The sequence below is a fragment of the Streptomyces canus genome (assembly GCF_041435015.1).
GTDB classification, from domain to species: domain Bacteria; phylum Actinomycetota; class Actinomycetes; order Streptomycetales; family Streptomycetaceae; genus Streptomyces; species Streptomyces canus_G.
Genome location: NZ_CP107989.1, coordinates 8,849,845 through 8,872,097 on the forward strand (window position 1 = coordinate 8,849,845; position 22,253 = coordinate 8,872,097).

Here is a 22,253-nt window from a genome sequence, read left to right on the forward strand (position 1 = left end):
GCTGAGAGCTCAGATCTTTCTCGGATCGCCGGGCGTGACCACTTGCCATCGACACGGCAACGGTCCTATGGTCATACGAACGTAAGGCATACGAACGTACTTCAAAATCAGGGAGCTCGTGATGGCGACAACTCGACCGGTGGCACTCGTGACGGGTGCCTCATCCGGGATCGGCAAGGAGACGGCCCGCGCCCTCGTCGAGGCGGGGTTCGAGGTGATCGGAACCGGCCGCAAGACCTCCGGGCTCACCCCGCCCGCAGGCGTGACGTACCTCGATCTCGACGTGGGCAGTGACGAGTCGGCCACTGCCGCGGTCGCAGAGGTGATCGACCGGTTCGGCCGCATCGACGTCCTGGTCAACAACGCCGGCATCGGCGCGTCGGGCGCCGTCGAGGAGAACTCCGTCGCCCAGGCCCAGAACGTCCTGAACATCAACGTCCTGGGTGTCATCCGTATGACGAAGGCCGTCCTGCCGCACATGCGCGCCCGGGGCGGCGGACGCGTCATCAACATCTCGTCCGTCCTCGGCGTCGCCCCCCAGCCCTTCATGGCCCTCTACGTCGCCTCGAAGCACGCCATCGAGGGCTACTCCGAGTCGCTGGACCACGAGGTCCGCGAGCACGGCGTGCGGGTCCTGCTCGTCCAGCCCGCCTACACCAAGACCAGTTTCGACACCAACGCCGCACAGCCCGACACCCCGCTGCCCTTGTACACGGAGCGCCGGCGCGTCTTCGACGAGGTGATCGCGGAGGCGATGAAGGCCGGTGACGATCCCGCCGTCGTGGCCAAGGTGATCGTCACAGCGGCCACCGACAAGAAGCCGAAGCTGCGCTACACCGCCGGCCCGCTGGCCTCACGCGTCACCACCGCGCGTCGCCTCGTCCCGGCCGGCACGTTCGACAAGCAGATCCGCAAGAACAACCGCCTGCCCGGCTGACCCCCCGGTCCGGCTTCACGGGCGCTCATGCTGCTCGACCTCCGCGACCTCCCCGATGTCTCCCCGCGCCCATTGATCAGTCACCCGATTGACCACTCGCTTGTTGATTTGCCTAGGAGAGTCCATGCAGCGGCAACCCCAGCACACGGCCCGGCGCAGCGCACTCGGCGCACAGCGTTTGCTGAAGAAGAAGGTCGCCGTCGCGCTGGCGGTCACCGCGACGGTGGCCGTCCTGGCGTCGGCGCCGTCCGCGTCCGCATGGACGGGAGGCTCGTACGGCGGGCACTCGTACGGCGGGTCCGTGGTCACCGACGTACAGACCGCGGCGAGGTTCGACTTCGCGGCCGGCGAGATCCCCGAGAACATCACCGCCAACCCCGACGGCTCGGTGACCCTGTCCATGCTCGGCAGCTGCGCGGTGTGCCAGCGCACCCACGGTCCGGAGCTGATGCGCATCTCCGCCTCCGGAGAGCGCACGGTGCTTGCCACCGGGCAGGTGGGCGAGGCGATCAGCGGCAACGCCCGCGGCAGTGACGGAACCGTCTACTACGCGTTGTGGGCGCCGGGCAACGCGGACCGCAACGGCGTGTACAAGCTGCTCGGCGACGGCACCCCGCAGCGCGTCGCCGCTCTGCCCGCCGACTCGGGCCCCAACGGGCTGGCCGTCGATGCGGCCGGACGCACCCTCTACATCGCGGACAGCCTCAAGGGCATCATCTGGTCCGTTCCGGTCGCCGGCGGATCGGCGACGCCGTGGCTGACCGACGCCGCTCTCGCCCCGGTGCCCACCGAAGCCCTGCCGATCGGCGCCAACGGACTCAGGTTCCACAACGGCGCCCTGTGGATCAGCAACTTCAACAAGGGAACCCTGCTGCGCGTGCCGATCACCTCCGCCGGCGCGCCCGGCGCCATCCGCCAGGTCACCGGCGGCCTGCCCAACATCGACGACCTCAGCTTCCTGACCCCGTTCTCCGATGTGGTGTTCGCCGCGCAAAACGGCTCCTCCTCGAACAACGGCCCGGACAGGGTCGTGGTCATCTACCCGAACGGCACCTACAAGCCCGTCCTGACCAGCGCGGACGGCCTCGCCTCGCCCTCAGCGACCGCGGTGCGCGGCGATCGCCTGTACATCACCGACGGCGGTGTCCCCGACCCGCACGACCCGAAACTGCAGACCGCCAGGATCAACTTCCCCGCCCTCCTCGCAGGCGCGACCCACTGACCCGACCAGGATGGCAGCCGGGGCGCACGCCCCGGCTGCCGCGATGGAGGAACGCATCGTGCGGTACCCGAAAGAACACAAACACCAGACACGGCAGCGGATCATCACGACGGCCGGCCGCCGGCTCAAGCGCAACGGCATCGACGGCTCCGGAGTCGCGACGCTCATGAAGGACGCGGGCCTGACAGGAGGCACCTTCTACGCCTACTTCGCCTCCAAGGACGACCTCGTCGCCACCGCGGTCGCCGACCAGTTGCGCGCCCAGCACGAGAACATCGTCGCGCAGGCAGCCCCCGGCCGCGCCGGACTCGAACAGATCATCCGCTGGTACTTCTCCCCCCGACAGCGCGACAGCGTCGAGGACGGCTGCCCCAACGCCGCCCTGCTCGACGAGATCGGACGCTCCACGGATCGCACCAAGCAGGCGTACACCGATGGCGCGCTGACCCTCATCGACGGCTTCGCCGCCCGCCTGGCACCCCGCGACCCGCCCTCGGCACGCCCGAAGTCACTCAGCCTCCTCGGCATGATGGCCGGCACCCTGCAACTCTCCCGCGCCCTCACCGACCGGCAACTCGCCGACCAACTCCTCGAACAGGGCATCGACAACGCCCTCGCCCTGATAGACGCCGAACAGCACAACTGACTACGCCATCGTCGCCGTCGTGCTGTCCCTGCTGCTGGTCTTCTCCGCCGTTCCCGACATCACCCGCGACCCGAAGATCACGGACGGGCTCTAGGCGCTCGGGGTGCCCGACAACTGCTCCTGCCTCTCGGCCTGGTCAAGATCGCGGGCGCTCTGGGGCTGCTCGCCGGCATCGCCTACCGACCGTTGGGCATCGCGGCGGCGACCGGTGTCGTCCTGTACTTCCTGGGCGCCGTGATGACGCACGTCCGTGGAGGCGACAAGAAGGGAAGCGCCACCCCGGCCGTCATCATGCTCCTTGCCGTGGCGCCGCTGGTACTGGGGGTCGCGACGGTCTGATCGTGCGCCACCACGTGACGTCGACGGTTCCGACGGCGCACGTCGACCCCCGCCGAGCAGCGCCGGCCGGCCGCGCACATGCCGTCGCCACCCGCAGCTTCCTGCGTGCTGCGCCGGGAACTGGCCCTCGGCTTGACACAATTGTGGCTCTTGCTTTGCTCCTCATACGTTGTTCGCGTCGTTGCCCGGACCTAGCCTCACCTGCGAAACCGTGGGAAGGGCCGGCATGCTGAATACCGTTCGGGAACAGGCGAAGGGGCTCACCAAGGACCAGCGCAACGCGTTCGTCGCCGCCTATCTGGGATGGGCGATGGACGCGTTCGACTACTTCCTTGTGGTCCTCGTCTACAGCGAGATAGCCGACGACTTCGATGTCTCCCTCACCGACATGGCCTTCCTCACCACCGCCACGCTCGTGATGCGGCCGGTCGGGGCCTTCGTCTTCGGCATGTGGGCGGACCGCAGGGGCCGCCGGCTCCCGCTCATGGTCGACGTGGTCTTCTACTCGATCGTCGGATTCGCCTGCGCCTTCGCGCCCAACTACGCCGTGCTGCTGGTGCTGCGTCTGCTGTACGGCATCGGCATGGGCGGCGAGTGGGGCCTGGGCGCGGCGCTCGCCATGGAGAAGATCCCCGCCGAGCGGCGCGGCTTCTGGTCGGGCCTGCTGCAGAGCGGCTACTCGCTGGGGTATCTGCTCGCCGCCGTGGCGTTCTTCGTTATCGAACCCGTCTTCGGCTGGCGCGGGTTGTTCGCCTTCAGTCTGGTGCCCGCCCTGGTCGCCCTGTGGGTGCGCAGCCGGGTGGAGGAGAGCGAGGTGTGGGAGAAGAGCGTCAAGCTCAACCGCACCCCCGCGTACCGGGTGTTCAGGGACCCGGCCGTGCTGAAGCGCTTCGTGTACCTCGTGGCGCTGATGACCGCCTTCAACTGGATGTCGCACGGCACCCAGGACATCTATCCGACCTTCGTCAAGAAGGGCCTGGGTCTGTCCCCGGACACCTCCATCGCCATCGCCGTCGTCTACAACATCGGCGCCATGATCGGAGGCGCGCTGCTCGGTGCCTTCTCCGAGAGGCTGGGGCGCCGTCGCACGATCATGATCGCGGCGGCCGGTGGTCTGGTCGTGGTGCCCTTCTTCGTGCTGTCGACGACCGTGGGCTGGCTGATGCTCTCCTCCTTCCTGATGCAGATGTGCGTCCAGGGAGCCTGGGGCGTGATCCCCGCGCACCTGACCGAGATGAGCCCGGACGCGATCCGGGGCTTCTACCCCGGTGTCACCTATCAGCTGGGGAACCTGATCGCGGCACTCAACCTGCCCATCCAGGAAGCCCTCGCCGAACGGCACGGCTATCCGGCGGCGATGGCGTGGACCGTGGTGCCGGCCCTGGCGGTGGTGATCGTGCTGAGCGCCGTCGGCAAGGAGGCCAAGGGCATCCGGTTCGGCGGCTCGGGCGCCACGGGTACCCCGGGCGGCCCGGCCCCGAGCACCGCGGCGGTCGACAGCGCGTAGGCCCGCTTCCACGTACCGGTACGGGCCGGGCCGTCAGCCCCTACGATGGCAACTCGCAGTGTCTGTACGTGTGCACAGTCGAGTTTCACCGCAGGGAGCAATGCCCATGGGTGCCCATGAGTCCGCGGGAACACCGATCGACAGCGGGATCCTGGGCGGGCGGTCCGCAGGGCCCATGGTGCCGCGGCTGCTGCTGGGCGCGCGGCTGCGCAGGCTGCGGGAGGAGCACGGGGTCTCCCGTGAGGACGCGGGGCATGTCATCCGCGGCTCACGGTCGAAGATCAGCCGTATGGAGGCCGGCCGTCACGGCTTCAAACTGCGGGACGTGGAGGATCTGCTCACTCTCTACGGCGTCACGGACGAGGCCGAACGCGCCACCCTGCTGACCTTGGTCGAGGAGTCCAACACCCCCGCCTGGTGGCAGTACTTCAACGATGTCGTGCCTGCCTGGACGCAGACCTATCTCGCTGCCGAACAGGCGGCGAGTCTCGTCCGCTGTTTCGAGGTCCAGCGTGTTCCCGTCCTGCTGCAGACCCCCGACTACGCCCGTGCCTCCCTCCGGCTCGCCCACGCGGACGCGTCCCCGGCGGAGATAGAACGACGTGTCGCGTTACGGATGTCACGCCAGCGGATCCTGCACAGGCAGCCGGCGACCACGCTCTGGGCCGTGCTCGACGAGGCGGCGCTGCGGCGGCCCGTGGGCGGCAGCTCCACGATGCGCGCCCAGCTCAGGCACCTCATCGAGATCTGCCGGCTCCCGCAGGTCTCCGTCCAGATCCTGCCGTTCCTCACCGGCGGCCACTCGGCGGAGGGCGGCCCGATCACCATCGTGCGGCTGCCCGGCAGCGAGTTGCCCGATGTCGTCTACCTCGAACAACTCGCCACCGGCCTCTATCCCGACCGTCCCGCCGAGATCGAGTGCTACTGGGACGCCATGAACCGCCTGTCGGTCGAGGCCGAGTCACCGGACGAGACGCCCACGATCCTGCACCGCATCCTCCAGGAGACCTGATCCCAGGCCGGGAGCGGTCTCAGCCCTTGCGAGCCACACCGCCGTACTGGTGCACCTCCGCGGGAAGCCCCAGCGCCTCGGTGTCGGGGCGCCAGCGCGAGCACGACGCCACGCCCGGTTCGAGCAGCTCCAGTCCGTCGAAGTAACGCGCGAGCTGCTCGGGGCTGCGCAGGATGTAGGGGAGCGAACCGCCCTCGTTGTACTGCTGGATCGCCTGGACGTAGGCCTCGCTGGTGGCGGTGCTGTCGTACTGCACGAGGAAGCTGCCGGAGGGCAGCCCGGCCACCAGCTCCCGCACGATCGCGCACGCCTCGTCGTGGTCCTCGATGTGGCCGAGGATGCCCATCAGCATGAGGGCGACGGGCTTGTCGAAGTCCAGGGTCTTCCCGGCCTCCCGCAGGATCGTGGCGGGGTCGCGCAGGTCGGCGTCGACGTAGTTGGTGACCCCCTCCGGGGTGCTGGTGAGCAGCGCGCGGGCGTGGGCCAGCACCAGCGGGTCGTTGTCGACGTAGACGATCCGGGACTCCGGGGCCACCCGCTGGGCGATCTGGTGGGTGTTGTCGACGTTCGGCAGCCCGGTGCCTATGTCCAGGAACTGCCGGACGCCCTCCTCACCGGCCAGATGACGGACGGCGCGGGCGAGGAAGTACCGCGCCGCGCGGGCGCCGGTCTCGATGCCGGGGAAGATCTCGCAGAAGGCGTCACCGGCCACCCGGTCGACCTCGTAGTTGTCCTTCCCGCCCAGCCAGTAGTTCCAGATCCGGGCCGACTGCGGCACAGAGGTGTCGATCTTGGGCAAGGCCTCCTGCTCGGACTGCTCGGAGTTCTCTGCCTGATCAGCCATGGACGCTCCTGCGTGTGCGCGACGGGGAAACCCGCCGAACGGTCGAACACCGGTCGTGGACACCCACGTTAATCCCCGAGGCTCACCTCATGTGCATCATCGGCCCCAACAGGCCTGGGCCTGCTGCCTGTTGGGCCCTGGTCGCCGAGGTGAACACGGCTGCCCGGGACAGCGGCGAGGCCGTCCCGGGCACGTGGGTACAGGGGGTTACGGGGTGGTCAGGTAGGCCCTTTCGATCGTCTGGGTCAGGGTGTTGCCCGCCCGGTCCGTCAGCTCCGCGCGCAGGGAGACGGAGCCCGCCGTCGCCGGATGCTTGAGCGACAGGTGCGTGCCGCCGACGGTCTTGGCGGGCTGCCAGGTCTTCCCCTCGTCGTAGGACACCTGGAAGGCGAGTTTCGCCGGGCGCTGTCCCGCCGCCGCGCCCTCGACGGTGAAGGGCACCTCGAAGCGCTTGCCCGCCTTCGCCGTGCTCGCCAGGGTCAGGTCAGGGCTGTAGCGGACCGTCGACAGCGGCAGTGCGGTGAAATCGTCGTCGGGGGTCTTCGCCGAGCGGAAGGTCCACTCCGCGCGGACCCGGGTGCTGACCGGATACACGGCCGGGTCACGGGAGTTGTCCACCGTCAGCTTGTAGGTGGTGTCCTCCGCGGGAACCGTGTACTCGGTGAGCCCGTCGGTGGGAGGGATGCCGTAGTCGTCGGCGATCTCCTTGCCGTCCGCCTCCAGCCTGGTCGTCACCGCGGTGGTGTTGCTGGTGCCCCAGTGTCCGGCGCCGTCGCCGAACAGCGGGACATACGCCCTGACGGTGTTCCCCATGCGGGCGACGCCGGGGAAGCCCCTGGCCGGTCCGAGCTGTCCGGTGCCGGCCGGTGCCGGGCCGAAGACGCCGACGTTGAAGCGCTCCTGGTAGCGGTGACCGGCCTTCCAGGTCTGCGGCATCCTCATGAGGAAGTTCTCGAAGACCGAGTCCTGGCTGTCGCCCGAGACCTGCCAGGTGCGCAGGGACCACTTCACACCGTTGTCGAGGATGTACTCGGTGCTCCGGAACGGCAGGTCGCCCCGCATGTCGGTGAAGCCGAAGACCAGTTCGCCGTCGGGCAGGTGCGGGCTCACCTCGGCCTGGACGCGGCGGCCGTCGACGGCCTCGCCCACCTGGAGGTCGACCTTCGCCAACTGCTTCCGCCCGACCTTGGCGGTGAAGCCGTCCACACTGCCCTCCCGGAACCAGGCCGCGTGGTAGTTGACCCGGTCGCCGTCCGCTCCCCGGCCGCTCCAGCCGCCGGAGTACAGGGCGTTGAGCCCGTCCACGGGCTCCCCGCCGCCGAGCCGCCCGAACCGTGAGCCCTGGAAGCTCGGCATCAGGTACTGGAGTGAACCGTCACGCTTGCCCTCGCCGCGCCCGAAGCCGATCACGACGGTGGCGTCGGTGTTCTCGGCCGTCGGGTCCGGCACGGTGATGTCCACCGGCTTCGCCTGCCGGGCGTCCACGGTGACGGTCCTGTCGCCGTCCAGCCGGAACCTCGGCTCCACCAGAATGCCGTGGGCGGGCGACGAGGTCTCCGGGTGAATGATCCCGCTGAGGATGTAGTCGCCCTTGGGCAGCCGCACCGTCAGTTCGCCGTCCTGCTCGTCGGCGTACTCGGCGTAGAAGTCGCCGTCGAAATCGGCGACAGCGGTGGCGGCGTCCCCGGTCGGCCGGCCGTTCTCGTCGATGTGCTTGAGCGTCAGGCTGTACGACTCCACCTCGCGCGCCGCACCTACGGCGGACCGCACCTGGACCTTGCCGTCGGCCGACGTGGCCTGCACCGAACCGCCGAAGCTGCCGTCGGCGCTCCCCGCGCGGGTGTCCGCCGTGACCTCGGCGCTCGCGGTGCCGCCCGCCGGGACGGTGATCCGCTGCGGGGACACGCTGAACATGCCCTCGGCGGCGGGCTTCCCGTCCACCGCGAAGGCGTCGACGGACAGGTCGAGGGTGACCGGCTCGGTGCCGAGGTTGCGGTAGGTGAGCTGCTGGGTGGACGGCTTGTCGTCGTCGTGCGGCCACTGCTGCTCGCCGAAGTCGAGCGGCCCCTGCTCGGTGACGACGTTCTGGTCCAGCGCCCGGACCAGATCGGTACGGCCGGTGCCCTGCTGGAAGGAGCTGTACGTCCCCGGCTTCGCGGAACCGGTGAGGACCGCCTTGAGGCGCTCGCCGCTCCAGTCGGGATGCTGCTGGGCGAGGAGGGCGGCGGCGCCCGCGACATGCGGGGTCGCCATGGACGTACCGTCGAGGGTGGCGTAGCCGGGGACGCCGGAGGGGTACTCCTTCTCGATGAGGCTGCCGGCCGCCGCCGCTGCCGTGATCTCGACACCGGGCGCGGTCAGGTCCGGCTTGACGCCGCTGTCCCCGACCCGCGGGCCGCGACTGGAGAAGTCGGCGAGCGCGTCGGACTTGTCGACCGCGCCGACGGTGAGCGCGGCGTCCGCGCTGCCGGGCGAGCCGACCGTGCCCTCGCCGAACTCGCCCTCGTTGCCCGCCGCCACGACGAAGAGCGTGTCGGAATCGGCGGAGAGCCGGTCCACGGCCTCCTCCATCGGGTCGGTGCCCGGCAGGTCGGTGCCGCCGAGGCTGAGGTTGACGACGTCCGCCTTCTGGGCCACCGCCCACTCCATGCCGGCGATGATCCCGGAGTCCGAGCCGAAGCCGGTGTCGTCCAGGACCTTGCCGTTGAGGATCTTCGCGCCCGGCGCGACCCCCTTGTACTTGCCCCCGGACTTGGCGCCGGTGCCGGCCACGGTGGACGCCACGTGCGTACCGTGGCCGAACTTGTCGCCGGTACCGTCGGAGCCCGAGAAGTCCTTCTCCTCGACCACCTGGTCCGCCAGATCGGGGTGGGAGGTGTCGACTCCGGTGTCCAGGACGGCGACCTTCACCCCGGTGCCGTCGTACCCGGCGGCCCACGCGGCAGGTGCGCCGATCTGCGGGACGCTCCGGTCGAGCGAGGCCTTGCGCCGGCCGTCCAGCCAGACCTTCTCGACAGCCCCGGACTCGCCGGCGGTGACGGTGTCCCAGAAGTCGGCCGTCCGCTTCTTGGCGGAACGCATCGACTTGCCGTTGACCACCGGCAGCGCACGGCCCATCCGGGCCCCGGCCTCGGTGAACGGGCTCATGGAGGGCGTCTTTTTGCCCTTGAACGTGACGATCAGCGGTACGTCGGACCGGCCCGCGTCGTCGTAGCCGTCCTTGAGCAGCTGGGTCACGTCGAACAGCCTCGCGTCCAACTTCCCCTGGGCGAGCAGCAGTTCGGCGTCGCCGGGAACGACCCGGGTGTGTCCGGCGACCTCCCGGACCGAGAACGGCACGTCCTTTCGGCCCGGTGCCCGCTCCACTCCGGAGACCCGGCCCTTGTCGCCGACCAGGACCCGGTCGCCGGTGACCAGCGTGACCGTCCGTACCGCGGCGGCCGTACGACCGCCCCCGGTGTCGACGGCTCCCGCGCCGGCCGGCAGACCGGCGAGGACCAGCGTCACGGAAGCCACTCCCGCGGCCATGGCCGCAGGTCTGTGGCGTATGCGTAACTCCATCTGAACTCCTGACAGTTGGGGGATCAATGCGTCACGGGGCGGAGGGACCCGTGAGGAGACGGCCGTCGCTGTCGTACGGCCAGACATTGGGGACGCAGCCGAGCAGGCCCTTGATCTGCTGCATCATCGCGGGGGCCGGCTGCCCCTTGCCGGGGCAGGTGACATGGCCGTGGCCGAGGAAGTGGCCCACCTCGTGGTTGATGATCAGCGAGCGGTACCCGACGACGTCCTTCGGGTAGAACTCGGTCGCCAGCACCCAGCGTCTGAGGTTGACCATCACGTTCTGGTTCACGCTGCAGTTGACCTTGCCGCCGGTGTCGAGACCGCCCTCGGCGCAGATCTTGTCGACGGTCACCGGGGTGGCGAGGCGGACCCGGAAGTCGGTGGGGCCAGTGGACACCCGCTGGAACGCCGAGTGGCCGTCGGCCGTCCAGCCGCGCGGGTCGGCCAAGGTCCGCTCCACCTGCGCGGCGACCTCCTCGGGGGAGATCGTGATGCCCTTCTCCACTTCGACCCGGTAGCGCAGGGGCGTGCCCTTGCCGACCCGCCCGCTCCCGCCGGGCGCGGTGACGAAGGTCCCCGGGCCGCTCTGGGGGAGAGGAGTCGTGGAGGGGCTGGGAGGCGCGCCGGACTCTTGCGGTTCCGGTGACTCAGGGGTCCTGCGAGGGTCCGGACTCGCCACGGGTGAGAGGGCCGCGGACGTGCGACTCGCGTCGGACGGCAGCCACGCCACCACCGCACCGCCGACGGCCGCGGAGGCCACCAACGCGGCCAGGCCGCCCATCAGTTGGCCCTTCACGCTCCGCTCGGAGCGCTTCCGGCGACGACGGCCGGCGGGGTTTCGTTTGTGCGCTGTCACGGTGGTTCACGATGTGATCGCCATGTGATCGGACCTGGCCCGGAAGATAACGAACCGATAACCCTCCTCGTGGTCATGGTCGTGTGGATACTGTGCGCATGTCACGTGTACTGCTGATCGAAGACGACCCCGCCGTGCGGGAGGGGGTCGCCCTGGCCCTGCGCCGCCAGAACCATGACGTCGCCGCCACCGCGACCGGCGAGGAGGGGATGGACCGGCTGCGGGCCTTCCGGCCGGACATCGTCGTCCTCGATCTGATGCTGCCCGGCATGACCGGCCTGGACGTGTGCCGGGGTATACGGGCCGTCGACCAGACCCTGCCGATCATCATGGCGACCGCACGAGGAGAGGAAGTGGACATCGTCGTCGGCCTGGAGGCGGGCGCCGACGACTACGTCGTCAAACCCGTCCTGGCCCGTGTGCTCGACGCGCGCATACGCGCGGTCCTGCGCCGGGCGTCCGGAAGCGCCCCCCGCGCCGAGGGCCTGCCGAAGATCGACACCTACGGCGACCTGGCCGTCGACCGGGCCGGCCTGACCGTCGCGCTGAACGGTGAGCCGATCGCCCTCGCCCCCTCCGAACTACGGCTTCTGCTCACCCTGTCCGCCTCGCCGGGCCAGGTGTTCAGCCGTCAGCAACTCCTGGAGGCGGTCTGGGAGCACGACTACCACGGCGACGCCCGCCTGGTGGACGCCTGCGTCAAACGACTGCGCACCAAGATGTCCGAGCCGCCCCGCGCACCCCGCTACATCCACACCGTGCGCGGTTTCGGCTACCGCTTCGCGGCGCCGTGAGGAAGCGCCGGCTGCGGGGCCTGCGGGCCCGCCTGGTGGTGGCCTTCGGGCTCGTCGCCGCCGTCGCGGCCATCTCGACCGGGGCCCTGACCTTCCGCGAGGCGCGCACCGGAGTGCTCCAGCAGAGCCAGGACGCCACCATCAGGCAACTGCGGGCCCAGCTCAACCAACATGCCACCGAACTCGCCGTGCCTCCCGAGGAATCGGCGCTGCGGGAGTTCGCGAAGGACGTGGCGGCCACCGAGTCGCAGGGCAGCTGGCGGGTGCTGGTGACCTACGGGGATCGCAGCGGCTCCTCCGCCCCGGGAGACCCCTTCACCGAGGTGACGCCCGCCCTGCGGGAGGCCGTCGGGTCCAGCCAGGCCACCGTCTTCCAGCGGGTGCGCGGCGAGGGGCGCACCTCCCTCGTCGTCGGCATGTCGATCCTCTTCGGCGGCCGGGACACCGCTGCCGCGGTCACCGGGGTCCACGTGTTCCTCGTCGTTCCGCAGACCACGGAACAGGCGTACGTCGACGCCCTGGTCACCGCTGTCGAGCGGGCCATGGTGGTGGCCCTCGCGCTCGCTGTCGTACTCGCGCTCCTCGCCGCCCGCGGGGTGCTGGTGCCGGTGCGCAAGCTGCGGTTCGCCACCCGCAGGATCGCCGAAGGGCGCCTGGACACCCGGCTAGCGGTCAACGGCTCCGACGAACTCGCCGACCTGTCCCACACGTTCAACGAGACGGCCGCCGCACTGGAGACATCGGTGGCCGAACTGCGCGAGATGGAGGCGCGGGCCCGTCGCTTCGCGGCCGACGTCTCGCACGAACTGCGCACCCCGCTCGCCGCCATGTCCGCCGTCACCGACGTCCTCGACGAGGACGCCGCCCGGCTGGACCCCGACACCGCCACCGCGGTCAGGCTCATCAGCGAAGAGACGATCAAACTCGCCCGTCTCGTCGACGACTTGATGGAGATCTCCCGGTTCGACGCGGGCGCCGCGGTGCTGCACCTGGACGAGATCGACCTCGCCGAGTCGATCCGGCGCACCCTCGCCGCCCGCGGCTGGACGGACACGGTGGCGACCGATCTGCCGCCGCCGCACGCGGTACGCGGACGCGTCGACCCGCGCCGCGTCGACGTGGTCGTCGCCAACCTGGTCGGCAACGCGCTCAAGCACGGCGCCCGCCCGGTACAGGTGCGTCTGAGCGTCGGCGGCGCGGGGGCCGTCATCGAGGTACGGGACAGCGGCCCCGGCATCCCCCACGACGTCCTGCCCCATGTCTTCGAGCGGTTCTACAAGTCGGACACCGCCCGGATCCGCTCGGAGGGCAGCGGCCTCGGTCTGTCCATCACCGCCGAGAACGTCCGCATCCACGGCGGCACCGTCCGCGCGGCCAACCACCCGGCGGGCGGCGCCGTCTTCACCGTAGAACTTCCGCTGTGGCGGGACGAGTCGCCCGAGGAGAACCCGTCATGAAGGCCCTGCGCAGCGTCCCGCTGCTGACGCTCCTCGCCCTCACCTCCTGCGGGATTCCCGCGACCGGAGTGGTGGAGGCCGGCGGTCCCGCGAGCGGGACTCTCCCGATGACGCAGGTCTACTTCGTCGAGGACGGCGCGCTCGTCGCGATGCCGCGCACGACCGAGCTGCCCGGTGACCCCGAGGCGGCGCTGCGGCTGCTGATGGCCGGTCCGCTGGCCGGGGAGGGGCGTTCGGGGCGGCTCTCCACCGAGGTACCGGGCGTGCCGACCGCCATGGCACTGCCGCCCGCCACCGACGGGCCGGGGAACCCTCCCTCGCCGGACACCCCGACGGTGACGGTGAAGAGGGACGCGATGACGATCCGACTCCCTCCGGGCATGGACAGGTTGAGCGGCATCGGGGTACGGCAGATCGTCTGCACGGCCGCCGCCGCGTACCGCCTCACGCGTCCGTCCGACGCCACGGTCACCGCTGAAGTGACCGACGGCGGCGGACGGCGGGTCACGGCGTCGGACGAGGACTGCCCCGATCGGTGAGGAGGCCAAAGGTCACCGGGGGCCGAGCGGCTCCCGTAGGGTGCGCGCCGCCAGAAGCGTGACGGCGTCGTCCGAGTTGGCCGGGGCCGGCCGGTCGAGGACGGTGTTCAGGATGACCGGCAGGGCGTTCCCGGCGGTGACGGATGCGTGGGTGAGGGCGGCGAGGCCCGTGTCGATGTCCTCGCCGCGCCGCTCCACGAGGCCGTCGGTGTAGGCCGGCAGCAGGGTGCCCGGCGGCAGCGGGCAGTGCCGGCTCTCGTATCCGCCGAAGCCCGTGCCGAGGGGAGGGCCGACGGGCAGGTCCGCGAGTTCGGGCGCGGTGCCCGGCCTCACCACCAGCGGCGGGACATGGCCGGCGGTGGCCAGGACGGCGAGTTCGGCGGCGGGGTCCAGGAGGACCAGCACACATGGCGCAGGTCCGCGTCCAGGCCGCGACGGCCGCCGGTGTCCCGTCCAGGAACCGGCCGGCCGTCCAGAGCTCGTCCAGCACCTGACCCGTCTCCGCCGCCCGGGCCGCCTCCGACAGCTCCCGCAGCGTCGCCGAGGGGAGGAAGGGGGCGGAGGGCGCGGACAGACGGGGGTGGGTCATCTGGTCTGATTCCTCGAGAGGCAGAAGTCCGATTCATCGCACTTACGGCGATGGACCATATTTGCCATGTTGAGGCTATGGGCTGGGTCTCATCCGCCGCTCACGAGCTTCTCGAAGAAGAACTCGTGCTTGAGGAACGACGTCTCGTGCTCGGTTCCCGGATACGGCGGGACGAGCTGCGCGGCCTGGAAGAGCCGCCAGCCGTCCTGCAGAGCGGCGACGCCCGTCTCGTACGGCGGCTCGTCGCTGTCCCCGGTCGTGGGGCGGGTGGTGCCCGTGCCGTCGTAGCGGGCCCAGCCGACGACCCGCGAGTCGAGCGCCGAGGTGTTCAGATACAGGACCAGAACCTGCTGGCGCAGGGGGTTCGAGTGGGTCACGCCTTGCTCCTCTGTGCGGCGGGCCGGTTGGCGATGCGGGTGGCCCAGTACTCGATGTCGAATGCGGGATCGGCGGTCAGGGCACGCCACAGCCTGATCCGGTTGAGGATCTCCAGCCGGCCGGTGGCCTGCTCGTACCAGGGGAAACCGCGCCCCAGTTCCTCCCGGACGGCAGGCGCGTCCAGGTCCGCCGTGTCCCACAGCCGCACCTGGGGCACGGTCGGGTTGAAGCGGATCTTGTACATGTGGCGGACGATGTCGCTGTCGTTGCGCCGTCCGCCGTGCCAGATCCCGTGGTGCAGCAGCGCGACCGTGCCGGCCGGGCAGGTCAGCCGGGTCTGGCCGCGCAGGTTCTGGTAGCGGCCGGTGTCGGACTCGTTGGTGCGGCGCAGATGGCTGCCCGGGACGATGAGCGTGCCGCCCATCTCCGCGGTGACCTCCTGCGGGTAGTACATGAGCTGGACGTCGAAGGCGTCGGACCGCAGATCGATGACGGCGTCGGCGTGCAGCGGCTGGGCGCTGCCCTCGCGCGGGTCACGGGTGTGCACGAAGTGGTGGTCGACGGTCGGATCCGGGCCCACCAGACTCTCCAACGCCCCCGCGACGGCGGGCAGTTCGACGAGTCGGCGGGCGAATGAGCCGTCGGGGAACGCCTTCGGTACGGGAGTCCCGTACGGCACGGAGGGCAGCCCGGCGGCGAAGACACCGAGCGCCTCCTCGTTCATCTCCCGGGGCACGATGCCGTCCAGGCGCAGGAAACCGTGGGCCACGAACCGCGCCACCTGGGCGGAGCTCAGCAGCTGTCGTGTGGTTGACATACGGCAACCGTAGGAACAGTCACCGGGGATGTGGTGGGCTGTAATCGGCGACCACTGGTAATTTTCCACTATGACCCAGCACGTCGACCTCACCCTCGACCTGCCGCCCCACGTGGAGAACGCCGGCGTCGGTGTGCACGGCTCCGCGGGCCCGCACGACGTGTTCCGGCTCCCACGGCTGTGGCAGCTCCATCTCTACGGCTACTCCGGCACCCTCGAGCTGGGCGGCTCCCGGCACCCGATCCGTCCGGGGCACGTGAGCCTCGTCCCGCCCGGCACCGAGGTGCACTTCCACTACGGCGCGACGCGCTGCGAGCACCTGTACGCCCACTTCCGGCTGCCGGGCGGCGGCGAGCGGCGCCGGGTCCCGGTGATGCAGGACGCCGGGGCGGACGCGGCGGTGCTGACCGGGCTGCTGAGGCAGACGGTCGCCGCGAGCGCGCAGTCCTCGGCCCGGGCCTCCGCCGAACTGTGGACGGTGCTGTGGCGCACGACCGGCCTGACCGCCGCCGGCGAGAACCGTCCCGGCTCCCGGCACCCCGCCCTGCGGACAGCCGTCGCCCACATCGAGGAGCATCTGGCCGGGCCGCTGAGCGTCCCCGGCATCGCTCGCGCCGCCGGGGTCTCGCACACCCATCTGACCCGGCTGTTCCGCGAGGACACCGGACACACCGTCGTCGCCTACATCCGGCGCCGTCGCACGGAACGCGCCCGGCACCTGCTCATCGCCTCCACACTGGCCATCCCCGCGATCGCGGCGACCGTCGGCATCCCCGACCTGCAGGCCTTCAACAAGGCCTGCCGCAAGGAGCTGGGCGCGTCGCCGCGGGCCGTCCGGGAGGGACACGGATAGAGCGTGCCTCAAGTCCGAGCCGTACGCCGGGCGCCCCAGCGCCAGGTCCGGTATCGGCCGACGGCAGCGCAGACGACGTAGAGGACGAACGACATCGTCGTGACGTACGGGCTGATCGGGATGCTGCTGCCCGGGGCCAGCAGGATGCCGCCCTTGCACCGGGACCCCGCGGGCCTCGGCCTCGTCTGTACGGGGCGAGGAGGACCACCCCGAGGCCCAGTCCGAACGGCACCAGGATGACGATCACCGAGTTGCGGGCACGCGCGCGCGTGCCGAGCGGGCCGATCGCGCCGGCCGCCAGGACGGACCCCCGGGTGGAACTGCGCGCTCCGGTAGAGAACGCGCCCCTTCACCGCGCTGTCATTCCTTCCCGGTGAGCAGTCGCCGCGGGTTGGCGATCCGGAAGGCGTAGGCCGCCGCTCCGCCGAGCCCGTGGCCGGGGTGCTGCGGCGGCTCGGCGTACGGCCGGTCCGAACCCTGGACCAGGGCGTCCACGCCCAGCGCACGCACAACGGACTCGACGGCACGCGGCCCGTACGAGGACGTCTCGACGAACACCAACGGGTCCGGCTCCGTCCTGCCGTCCCCGCGCGCGGCGAACCGCTCCCCGTGCAGCGGGGCGAGCCCGGCCAGCAGTGCGAAGCAGACCCGCAGCCGCGGATGGCGGGGGCGGCCGTAGGCGCGGAAGGCGAACCAGGCGGCGTGCATCTGCTGGACGTAGGGGACCATCGCGGGCCACCACCCGGGCCCCTCGGAGCCACCGGCCGCGGGCCCCGGGTGCACGAACAGCGGGAGGTCGCGCTCTTCGAGCAGCTCGAGCAGAGGGGCGCACCGGGCGTAACCGGCCGCGTCCGCCAGGGCGTCGGCGGGCAGCTGGAGGCCGGCGAATCCCAGGTCCAGGCAGTCCGCCGTCGCCTTGGCGTCGACGTCCCGCACACAGGCGGCGGCCCACGCCCCGAACGGCGCGGGGAGCGCGGCCGCGCCCTCGTGATAGGCGTCCAGCAGCGGCCGTGCCTCGGCCGCGGGCAGCCACTCCACGCCGATCGGCGCCGAGAGGGAGACGAGCGCGAGGCCGAGGCCGTCGGTGGCGGCGAGTTCCGCGCGCCGGACCGCGTCGTGGTCGGCGGGCGGCAGGCCGTAGGGCGGCTCGCCCTTCAGATACAGCGTCCAGCCGTCCAGATACGGCGGCTCGCGGCGCGCCCTCAAGGCCGTCACCAGCGACGGGCTCCACAGATGCTGGTGTACGTCGACATTGGTCATGCCGCTCCTCCCACCCAGGCCCGCGATGTGCTCCGGACTCCCCGGCCTCCATGATCTCGCGGCCGACCACCTCCGCGTCCACCCCGCGGCGACTGCGAGATCGGCCGGCCTGCTCGGAGCTTGGTGGCTCATCGACCTCCGGATGCCTAGCCGATCTCCACCACGCGGGCCCAGGCGGGCGGTGAGTCCGGCACGTACTCGGGGTTGTTCTCGCGTCGTGCCCGGCTCCTCCCCGGCCGGGGGAACAGACCGATGACGGTACGGCATGAGGGCCGCGCGCTCGGCCAGGGCGTCTGCCCGTCGGTCAGGGCCACGACGACGTCCGGACGGGGCCGCGAACGCAGCGCCTTCTCGAAGCCCGTGCGCAGATCCGTACCCCCACCGCCGACCAGCGGGATGCCCTCGGCCCGGCACAGGGGACTGACGACCCCGGCCGCCGCGTCGCACGACAGCACGTTGACCAGATCACGTCGGCCGCCCACGGCGTGGGAGATCGCGGCAACCTCCAGGAGCGCGCTGCCCAGCTCGCCGTCGCTGACGGAGCCGGAGGTGTCGATGATCACGCAGACCCGGGGTGGTCGGCGTCGCAGGCTCGGCAGCACCGTGCCGGGCACCCCCGCCGAGCGCCGCGACGGACGGCCGTAGCTGTAGTCGTCGCCCGCGCCGGAGCCGGAGACCGCCGAACGAAGCGCCGCGCCCAGCAGGTCCCGCCATGGCTGCGGCGGATGGAACGCGTCCTCCGCCCACCGCCGCCAGCCCTGCGGGGTGTCCCCCGGATGCGCCTTGATGCCCTGCGCCACCCGGAAGCGGACCGCGTCCCGCTCCTGCTCGCTCAGGCCGTCCGCCCCGTCGGAGCCCAGGTCCCACGCGCGTTCGAGACCGTCGGCACCGCTGCCGCAGTCCAGCCAGGACAGGTCGAGGGTGAGCGGACCGAAGCTGATCCCGCTCAGGTACTCCTCCATCAGCTGCCCCTCGGGCAGCCTCAACCGCCAGGGCCGGACGGCGCCTTCGGGTGCGACGAGTCCGTCTCCGTACACGTCGTCGTTGATCTCGCAGTCCGCGGCGATGTTCATCCGCAGCCGGTCCCCGACACCGGTCAGCCCGCGCTCACGGGCCACCCGGTCACCGCGCCCGTGGTGGTCGCGCAGCAGGTGGGACACCTCGTGCACCCACACCCCCGCCAGCTCCTCCACCGGCATGCGGTCCACGAACGCCGGTGAGACATAGCACCGCCAGTGCCGGTCGACAGCCATCGTCGGCACCTGCTTCGACTCGACGGTGTGCAGGGCGAACAGCGCGGTGGCCAGATAGGGGCGGGCGCGGGCGGCGTGGAGACGGGCGGCGAAGAGCTTGTCGCGGTCCAGGCGTCCCCCCTCTTCGGGGGTGTTCGTGCTCATCGGCGGGCCTTGGAGGCGACCGCCGCCCGGTCCGCCCGCCGGGACAGCGCCACCGTCCCGGCGAGCCTCTCGATCGCCGCCGGCACATCCCAGTCCTGCTGCCGCAGCGAGGCGAGCGTGGTCGCGGGCACGACCACCAGGTCCGGGGCCCCGGTCTCCAGCGCCCGCACCAGCACCGCCCACGCGGAATCCCAGCGGGCCCGGTCCGGACGTGCGCGTACGGCCGCCACCACACCGTCGAGCACGGCCTGCCGGAGGTCTCCCCGCTCGGGCAGGACGGCCCCCGCGGGATCGGCGAGCACGTCCTCGGGGTCCGGGAGGTCCAGCCGGTCCAGGCTCGCCAGCAGCTCCAGCCCCGGGCCGTCGCCCACCGTGCCCCGGACCAGCGACGAGAGCACGTCCCTCGCGGAACCGGCCGCGGTCGCGAAGGCGATCAGGGACAGGGTCATGTCCCAGCTCCGCGGCGACGGCCAGGGACCGCCCCGCCCGGTCTCGTTGGTGGGCAGCCGGTGCACGAGCGTGGGCCGCGCGGCGAGCAGCCCGCACACCGCGCGGCGGGCGAAGTCCACGGCCTCCGGCAGCTTGCGCGGGTCGAGCTGTGGCAGGGTGGCCCGCGGCCAGGTCCCGCCGAGCCCGCGTACGACGGTCTCGTGGTCGTGGGTCCACTGGAGATGGACGAACCGGTTGGCCAGCGGCGGGCTCAGCTCCCAGCCGTCGGCCGCCGAGGACCTGGGGTTGGCGGCGGCCACGATCCTCACACCGGGCGGCAGCCGGAGTGCGCCGATCCGCCGCTCAAGGACGAGGCGGAGCAGCGCGGCCTGGACGGCGGGCGGTGCGGTGGACAACTCGTCCAGGAACAGCAGCCCCCGGCCGGCCCGCACCAGCCGTACCGCCCAGTCCGGCGGGGCCATCGGCACGCCCTGGGTGGCGGGATCGTCCCCGACCACGGGCAGGCCCGAGAAGTCGGACGGCTCGTGCACGCTGGCGATCACCGTGGTCAGCGGCAGGTCCAGGGCGGCGGCGAGCTGGGTCAGGGCCGCGGTCTTGCCGATGCCCGGCTCACCCCACAGCAGTACGGGCAGATCGGCGGCCACGGCCAGGGTGAGGGCCTCCAGCTGGGAGTCGGGGCGCGGTTCGGTGGTGGAGTCGCGCAGCAGGGTCAACAGGTCGGCGGCGACGTCGAGTTGGGAGAGGGGAGCAGGGGCGGTCATGGGCATGAGTGATCACCTGTGGGCTAGGAGTGGGCCAGGAGGAGGGGACGGTGTCCCCGGAGGATTCAGGTCGCGTGACGCGGATGGGTACGCCGGTTCCGGGAGTCGCGACCGCTCGGACGTGGTCGGAACCAAGTGGGTCCGGGTTCTGTCAGGCCCGCCCTGAACAGGCCGTATGTGATGCGCCGTAGCGCGGCCGCCTCCAGTTCGTCCCGGAGGGATCCGGTGCGCAGCAGCGCCTCGGGGCCGAGCAGTCCTTCCACGACGGCCAGGGCGCCGGCGGTGTCGCCGTGCACGAGACGCTCGCGGACGCCGGCCAGGCAGTGCGGACGGCGGTGTGCCTCGTCGATCGCCTGGAGGCAGGGGAGCGGGGTGCCGGTCAGCGCGACCAGCAGTTCCTCCCGCCGGATCTCGTCAGGGTCGTGGTCCAGCGGGGCCAGCACCCCGTCGACCAGGCCGATCCGGTGGCGGGCTCCCCGGCACTCCACGAGACGCGGCTGTCCCGGCCGGTCCGGCGTGCGGGGCGGCCCGGTGGCCGCGCGGTCCGGTGCCAACGCGGCGGCGACCAGGGGGTGCAGCCGGTCCGCCTCGATCGCGCCGGCGCGCAGCAGTTGGAGGTCGGGCAGCACCCAGGTCGCCGCGTCCGGCAGGACGGGGAGCGCGGAGACGGTACCGGCGGAGGGGGTCGGCACGGGACGTATCACGTCGTCGTCCGCGGCGAGCTCCAGCACCAGCCGCTGCCGCCCACCGAGCCGCACCAGCAGGGCTCCGCCGGTCCGCCCTTCGTCCGCGAGCAGTATCCGCGCCTCCGCCGCCCACCGATCGACGGCACAACCGGGCGGCACCGGCAACTCCGGTCCATGGGAGGCAAGTCGGCGGGCGCTCGACCGGATCGAGGGCTCACCAGCCTCCGACCCTTGCCGCAACTCGTCGGTTCCGCTCGGGTTTGGGGTCTGACTGATCGCGGTCTGGCCGCGTGCTTCATCGGTCCCGGCCTGGTGGCGGGTCTGACTGGTTCCGGTCCGGTCGTCGTCTTCAGCGGTGCCGGTCTGGTGGTGGGTCTGGCTGGTTGCGGTCTGGTCGCGTGTTTCACCGGTGCCGGTCCGGTGGCGGGTATCACCGGGCCCGTTCGGGTCGCGGGTCTGGCCGGTCGCGGTCCGGTCGTGGTCTTCAGCGGCTGAGGTCCGGTCGGGGATCTGATCGGGGGTCTGACTGGTTCCGTTCGGGTGGCGGGTCTGGCTGGTTCCGGTCCGGTCGTCGTCTTCACCGGTCCCGGTCCGGACCCTGAGATCACCGCCCCCGTCCCAGGAGCGGACTTCACCGCCCCAGTCCCGCTGCCGCTCCCGCACCTCACCGGCCCCCGAGCGATCCCGCACCTCACCGCCCCCCGACCGCGCCCGCAACTCCCCGACTCTGCCCGCATCCCACAGATGCCGGTGCAGATCCAGGCGGAACCGTCGGTTCGGGCGTGGGTGCGGATGTCCTGCGGCGTCGGCCGTGGACCGGGACCACAGCGCGAGGCTGATGCGCTGCCCGGCATCAGCCCAGGCCGGCGCGGTCCGGGCCACGAGATGCACAGGGCCCTCGAGTGCGTCGTACCGTGCCAGTGTCAGGGTCACCCCCGGCCGCAGCAGCCCGTCCGGGGCGATCCTCGGCATGTGCCAGCGCAGCAGGTCGGGAGCGAGGGCGCGGAGATCGGACCGGACCCGGGACGCCAACTCCCGGCCGTGATCGCGCGCCACGGCACGGAGGTTGAGATCGACGTCGAAACCCGCGGCGGCACACGCCCCCGCCCAGTCCCCGGCGAGGCGACGGGCGGTCGCGGTCTCGATCATGGAGGCCGGCACGGCGAACTCGCGCACGCGCGGCCAGAAGGATGTACGGATGTCCTCGTTCGCGGTCGAAGTGAGCATCAGCACTCACCTTGCGCGGACGGGACCCCCAATCGTTCAGGAGTGTGAGTCGTCATCGTGGAGCAGCGTAAGCCGCCCCGTGCCCATCTTCCACGTATTTTCCGCCGGGTTAGCCTGG

The 22,253-nt window shown here is 71.4% G+C and carries 20 protein-coding genes; 10 read left to right on the plus strand and 10 right to left on the minus strand.

Translation table 11 applies throughout. The features are described 5' to 3' along the window. Positions 1-121 precede the first annotated feature (121 nt). From OG841_RS40405 to OG841_RS40430, 6 genes are all read left to right on the plus strand, one after another. Complete coding sequence (locus tag OG841_RS40405) at positions 122-937, plus strand: oxidoreductase (protein ID WP_328636858.1); 816 nt, start codon at positions 122-124, stop codon at positions 935-937. A 124-nt stretch (positions 938-1,061) separates the two neighbouring features. Beyond that, a complete protein-coding gene (locus OG841_RS40410; RefSeq protein ID WP_328636857.1) occupies positions 1,062-2,159 on the plus strand; it encodes a hypothetical protein in 1,098 nt (365 codons plus the stop codon). A gap of 55 nt (positions 2,160-2,214) precedes the next feature. Continuing rightward, on the plus strand, positions 2,215-2,805 hold the full coding sequence (locus tag OG841_RS40415; protein ID WP_328643474.1) for a TetR/AcrR family transcriptional regulator: 591 nt from the start codon (positions 2,215-2,217) through the stop codon (positions 2,803-2,805). A gap of 120 nt (positions 2,806-2,925) precedes the next feature. Next, positions 2,926-3,144: a DoxX family protein gene (locus OG841_RS40420; protein WP_371570958.1), complete on the plus strand. Its 219-nt coding sequence runs from the start codon at positions 2,926-2,928 to the stop codon at positions 3,142-3,144. A gap of 226 nt (positions 3,145-3,370) precedes the next feature. Then, positions 3,371-4,651, plus strand: coding sequence for an MFS transporter (locus tag OG841_RS40425; protein WP_371569287.1), 1,281 nt, complete (start codon positions 3,371-3,373; stop codon positions 4,649-4,651). Positions 4,652-4,757: 106 nt separating this feature from the next. After that, entirely contained in the window at positions 4,758-5,663 is a 906-nt protein-coding gene (locus tag OG841_RS40430) for a helix-turn-helix domain-containing protein (RefSeq protein ID WP_328636855.1), read from the plus strand. 19 nt (positions 5,664-5,682) lie between these two features. Here OG841_RS40430 and OG841_RS40435 read toward each other — a convergent pair whose 3' ends face one another. From OG841_RS40435 to OG841_RS40445, 3 genes are all read right to left on the minus strand, one after another. Next, positions 5,683-6,507: an SAM-dependent methyltransferase gene (locus OG841_RS40435; protein ID WP_371569291.1), complete on the minus strand. Its 825-nt coding sequence runs from the start codon at positions 6,505-6,507 to the stop codon at positions 5,683-5,685. 207 nt (positions 6,508-6,714) lie between these two features. Continuing rightward, entirely contained in the window at positions 6,715-10,068 is a 3,354-nt protein-coding gene (locus tag OG841_RS40440) for a S8 family serine peptidase (protein ID WP_371569294.1), read from the minus strand. A gap of 31 nt (positions 10,069-10,099) precedes the next feature. Beyond that, positions 10,100-10,852 carry a DUF3152 domain-containing protein gene (locus OG841_RS40445; RefSeq protein WP_371570961.1) on the minus strand — a complete coding sequence of 251 codons (753 nt, stop codon included), beginning with the start codon at positions 10,850-10,852 and terminating at the stop codon, positions 10,100-10,102. 173 nt (positions 10,853-11,025) lie between these two features. Between OG841_RS40445 and OG841_RS40450 the strand changes: the two genes are divergently transcribed. The 3 genes from OG841_RS40450 to OG841_RS40460 are packed head-to-tail and all read left to right on the plus strand — an operon-like array spanning position 11,026 to position 13,717. After that, on the plus strand, positions 11,026-11,721 hold the full coding sequence (locus tag OG841_RS40450) for a response regulator transcription factor (RefSeq protein WP_328636851.1): 696 nt from the start codon (positions 11,026-11,028) through the stop codon (positions 11,719-11,721). After that, a complete protein-coding gene (locus OG841_RS40455; RefSeq protein ID WP_328636850.1) occupies positions 11,718-13,178 on the plus strand; it encodes a sensor histidine kinase in 1,461 nt (486 codons plus the stop codon). Before OG841_RS40450 ends, OG841_RS40455 begins: the two co-directional genes overlap by 4 nt. Continuing rightward, on the plus strand, positions 13,175-13,717 hold the full coding sequence (locus OG841_RS40460; protein ID WP_371569297.1) for a hypothetical protein: 543 nt from the start codon (positions 13,175-13,177) through the stop codon (positions 13,715-13,717). Before OG841_RS40455 ends, OG841_RS40460 begins: the two co-directional genes overlap by 4 nt. A 12-nt stretch (positions 13,718-13,729) precedes the next feature. On the opposite strand, the gene OG841_RS40465 is transcribed toward OG841_RS40460, so the two are convergent. From OG841_RS40465 to OG841_RS40475, 3 genes are all read right to left on the minus strand, one after another. Beyond that, on the minus strand, positions 13,730-14,122 hold the full coding sequence (locus OG841_RS40465; RefSeq protein ID WP_371569299.1) for a PP2C family protein-serine/threonine phosphatase: 393 nt from the start codon (positions 14,120-14,122) through the stop codon (positions 13,730-13,732). A 273-nt stretch (positions 14,123-14,395) separates the two neighbouring features. Beyond that, entirely contained in the window at positions 14,396-14,665 is a 270-nt protein-coding gene (locus OG841_RS40470; RefSeq protein ID WP_371570962.1) for a hypothetical protein, read from the minus strand. A 14-nt stretch (positions 14,666-14,679) separates the two neighbouring features. Then, the gene (locus tag OG841_RS40475) at positions 14,680-15,501 is read right to left on the minus strand and encodes a phytanoyl-CoA dioxygenase family protein (protein WP_328636845.1); all 822 of its coding nucleotides are present in this window, start codon (positions 15,499-15,501) and stop codon (positions 14,680-14,682) included. A gap of 70 nt (positions 15,502-15,571) precedes the next feature. Here OG841_RS40475 and OG841_RS40480 point away from each other — a divergent pair, with 70 nt between their 5' ends. Beyond that, entirely contained in the window at positions 15,572-16,354 is a 783-nt protein-coding gene (locus OG841_RS40480; RefSeq protein WP_328636844.1) for an AraC family transcriptional regulator, read from the plus strand. A gap of 360 nt (positions 16,355-16,714) precedes the next feature. On the opposite strand, the gene OG841_RS40485 is transcribed toward OG841_RS40480, so the two are convergent. From OG841_RS40485 to OG841_RS40500, 4 genes are all read right to left on the minus strand, one after another. Next, complete coding sequence (locus OG841_RS40485; protein WP_371569304.1) at positions 16,715-17,614, minus strand: amidohydrolase family protein; 900 nt, start codon at positions 17,612-17,614, stop codon at positions 16,715-16,717. A gap of 146 nt (positions 17,615-17,760) precedes the next feature. Further along, entirely contained in the window at positions 17,761-19,011 is a 1,251-nt protein-coding gene (locus OG841_RS40490; RefSeq protein ID WP_328636842.1) for a vWA domain-containing protein, read from the minus strand. Continuing rightward, the gene (locus tag OG841_RS40495; protein ID WP_328636841.1) at positions 19,008-20,228 is read right to left on the minus strand and encodes an AAA family ATPase; all 1,221 of its coding nucleotides are present in this window, start codon (positions 20,226-20,228) and stop codon (positions 19,008-19,010) included. Before OG841_RS40495 ends, OG841_RS40490 begins: the two co-directional genes overlap by 4 nt. 59 nt (positions 20,229-20,287) lie before the next feature. Continuing rightward, on the minus strand, positions 20,288-22,135 hold the full coding sequence (locus OG841_RS40500; protein ID WP_365119727.1) for a hypothetical protein: 1,848 nt from the start codon (positions 22,133-22,135) through the stop codon (positions 20,288-20,290). Positions 22,136-22,253: the final 118 nt, after the last annotated feature.

Bases quoted from the DNA above. Each gene is read 5' to 3' on its own strand.
- OG841_RS40475 (WP_328636845.1), bottom strand. From the start codon at position 15,501: ATGTCAACCACACGACAGCTGCTGAGCTCCGCCCAGGTGGCGCGGTTC.
- OG841_RS40480 (WP_328636844.1), top strand. From the start codon at position 15,572: ATGACCCAGCACGTCGACCTCACCCTCGACCTGCCGCCCCACGTGGAG.
- OG841_RS40500 (WP_365119727.1), bottom strand. From the start codon at position 22,135: ATGCTCACTTCGACCGCGAACGAGGACATCCGTACATCCTTCTGGCCG.
- OG841_RS40450 (WP_328636851.1), top strand. From the start codon at position 11,026: ATGTCACGTGTACTGCTGATCGAAGACGACCCCGCCGTGCGGGAGGGG.
- OG841_RS40435 (WP_371569291.1), bottom strand. From the start codon at position 6,507: ATGGCTGATCAGGCAGAGAACTCCGAGCAGTCCGAGCAGGAGGCCTTG.
- OG841_RS40445 (WP_371570961.1), bottom strand. From the start codon at position 10,852: ATGGGCGGCCTGGCCGCGTTGGTGGCCTCCGCGGCCGTCGGCGGTGCG.
- OG841_RS40460 (WP_371569297.1), top strand. From the start codon at position 13,175: ATGAAGGCCCTGCGCAGCGTCCCGCTGCTGACGCTCCTCGCCCTCACC.
- OG841_RS40405 (WP_328636858.1), top strand. From the start codon at position 122: ATGGCGACAACTCGACCGGTGGCACTCGTGACGGGTGCCTCATCCGGG.
- OG841_RS40440 (WP_371569294.1), bottom strand. From the start codon at position 10,068: ATGGAGTTACGCATACGCCACAGACCTGCGGCCATGGCCGCGGGAGTG.
- OG841_RS40485 (WP_371569304.1), bottom strand. From the start codon at position 17,614: ATGACCAATGTCGACGTACACCAGCATCTGTGGAGCCCGTCGCTGGTG.
- OG841_RS40410 (WP_328636857.1), top strand. From the start codon at position 1,062: ATGCAGCGGCAACCCCAGCACACGGCCCGGCGCAGCGCACTCGGCGCA.
- OG841_RS40490 (WP_328636842.1), bottom strand. From the start codon at position 19,011: ATGAGCACGAACACCCCCGAAGAGGGGGGACGCCTGGACCGCGACAAG.
- OG841_RS40430 (WP_328636855.1), top strand. From the start codon at position 4,758: ATGGGTGCCCATGAGTCCGCGGGAACACCGATCGACAGCGGGATCCTG.
- OG841_RS40495 (WP_328636841.1), bottom strand. From the start codon at position 20,228: ATGCCCATGACCGCCCCTGCTCCCCTCTCCCAACTCGACGTCGCCGCC.
- OG841_RS40425 (WP_371569287.1), top strand. From the start codon at position 3,371: ATGCTGAATACCGTTCGGGAACAGGCGAAGGGGCTCACCAAGGACCAG.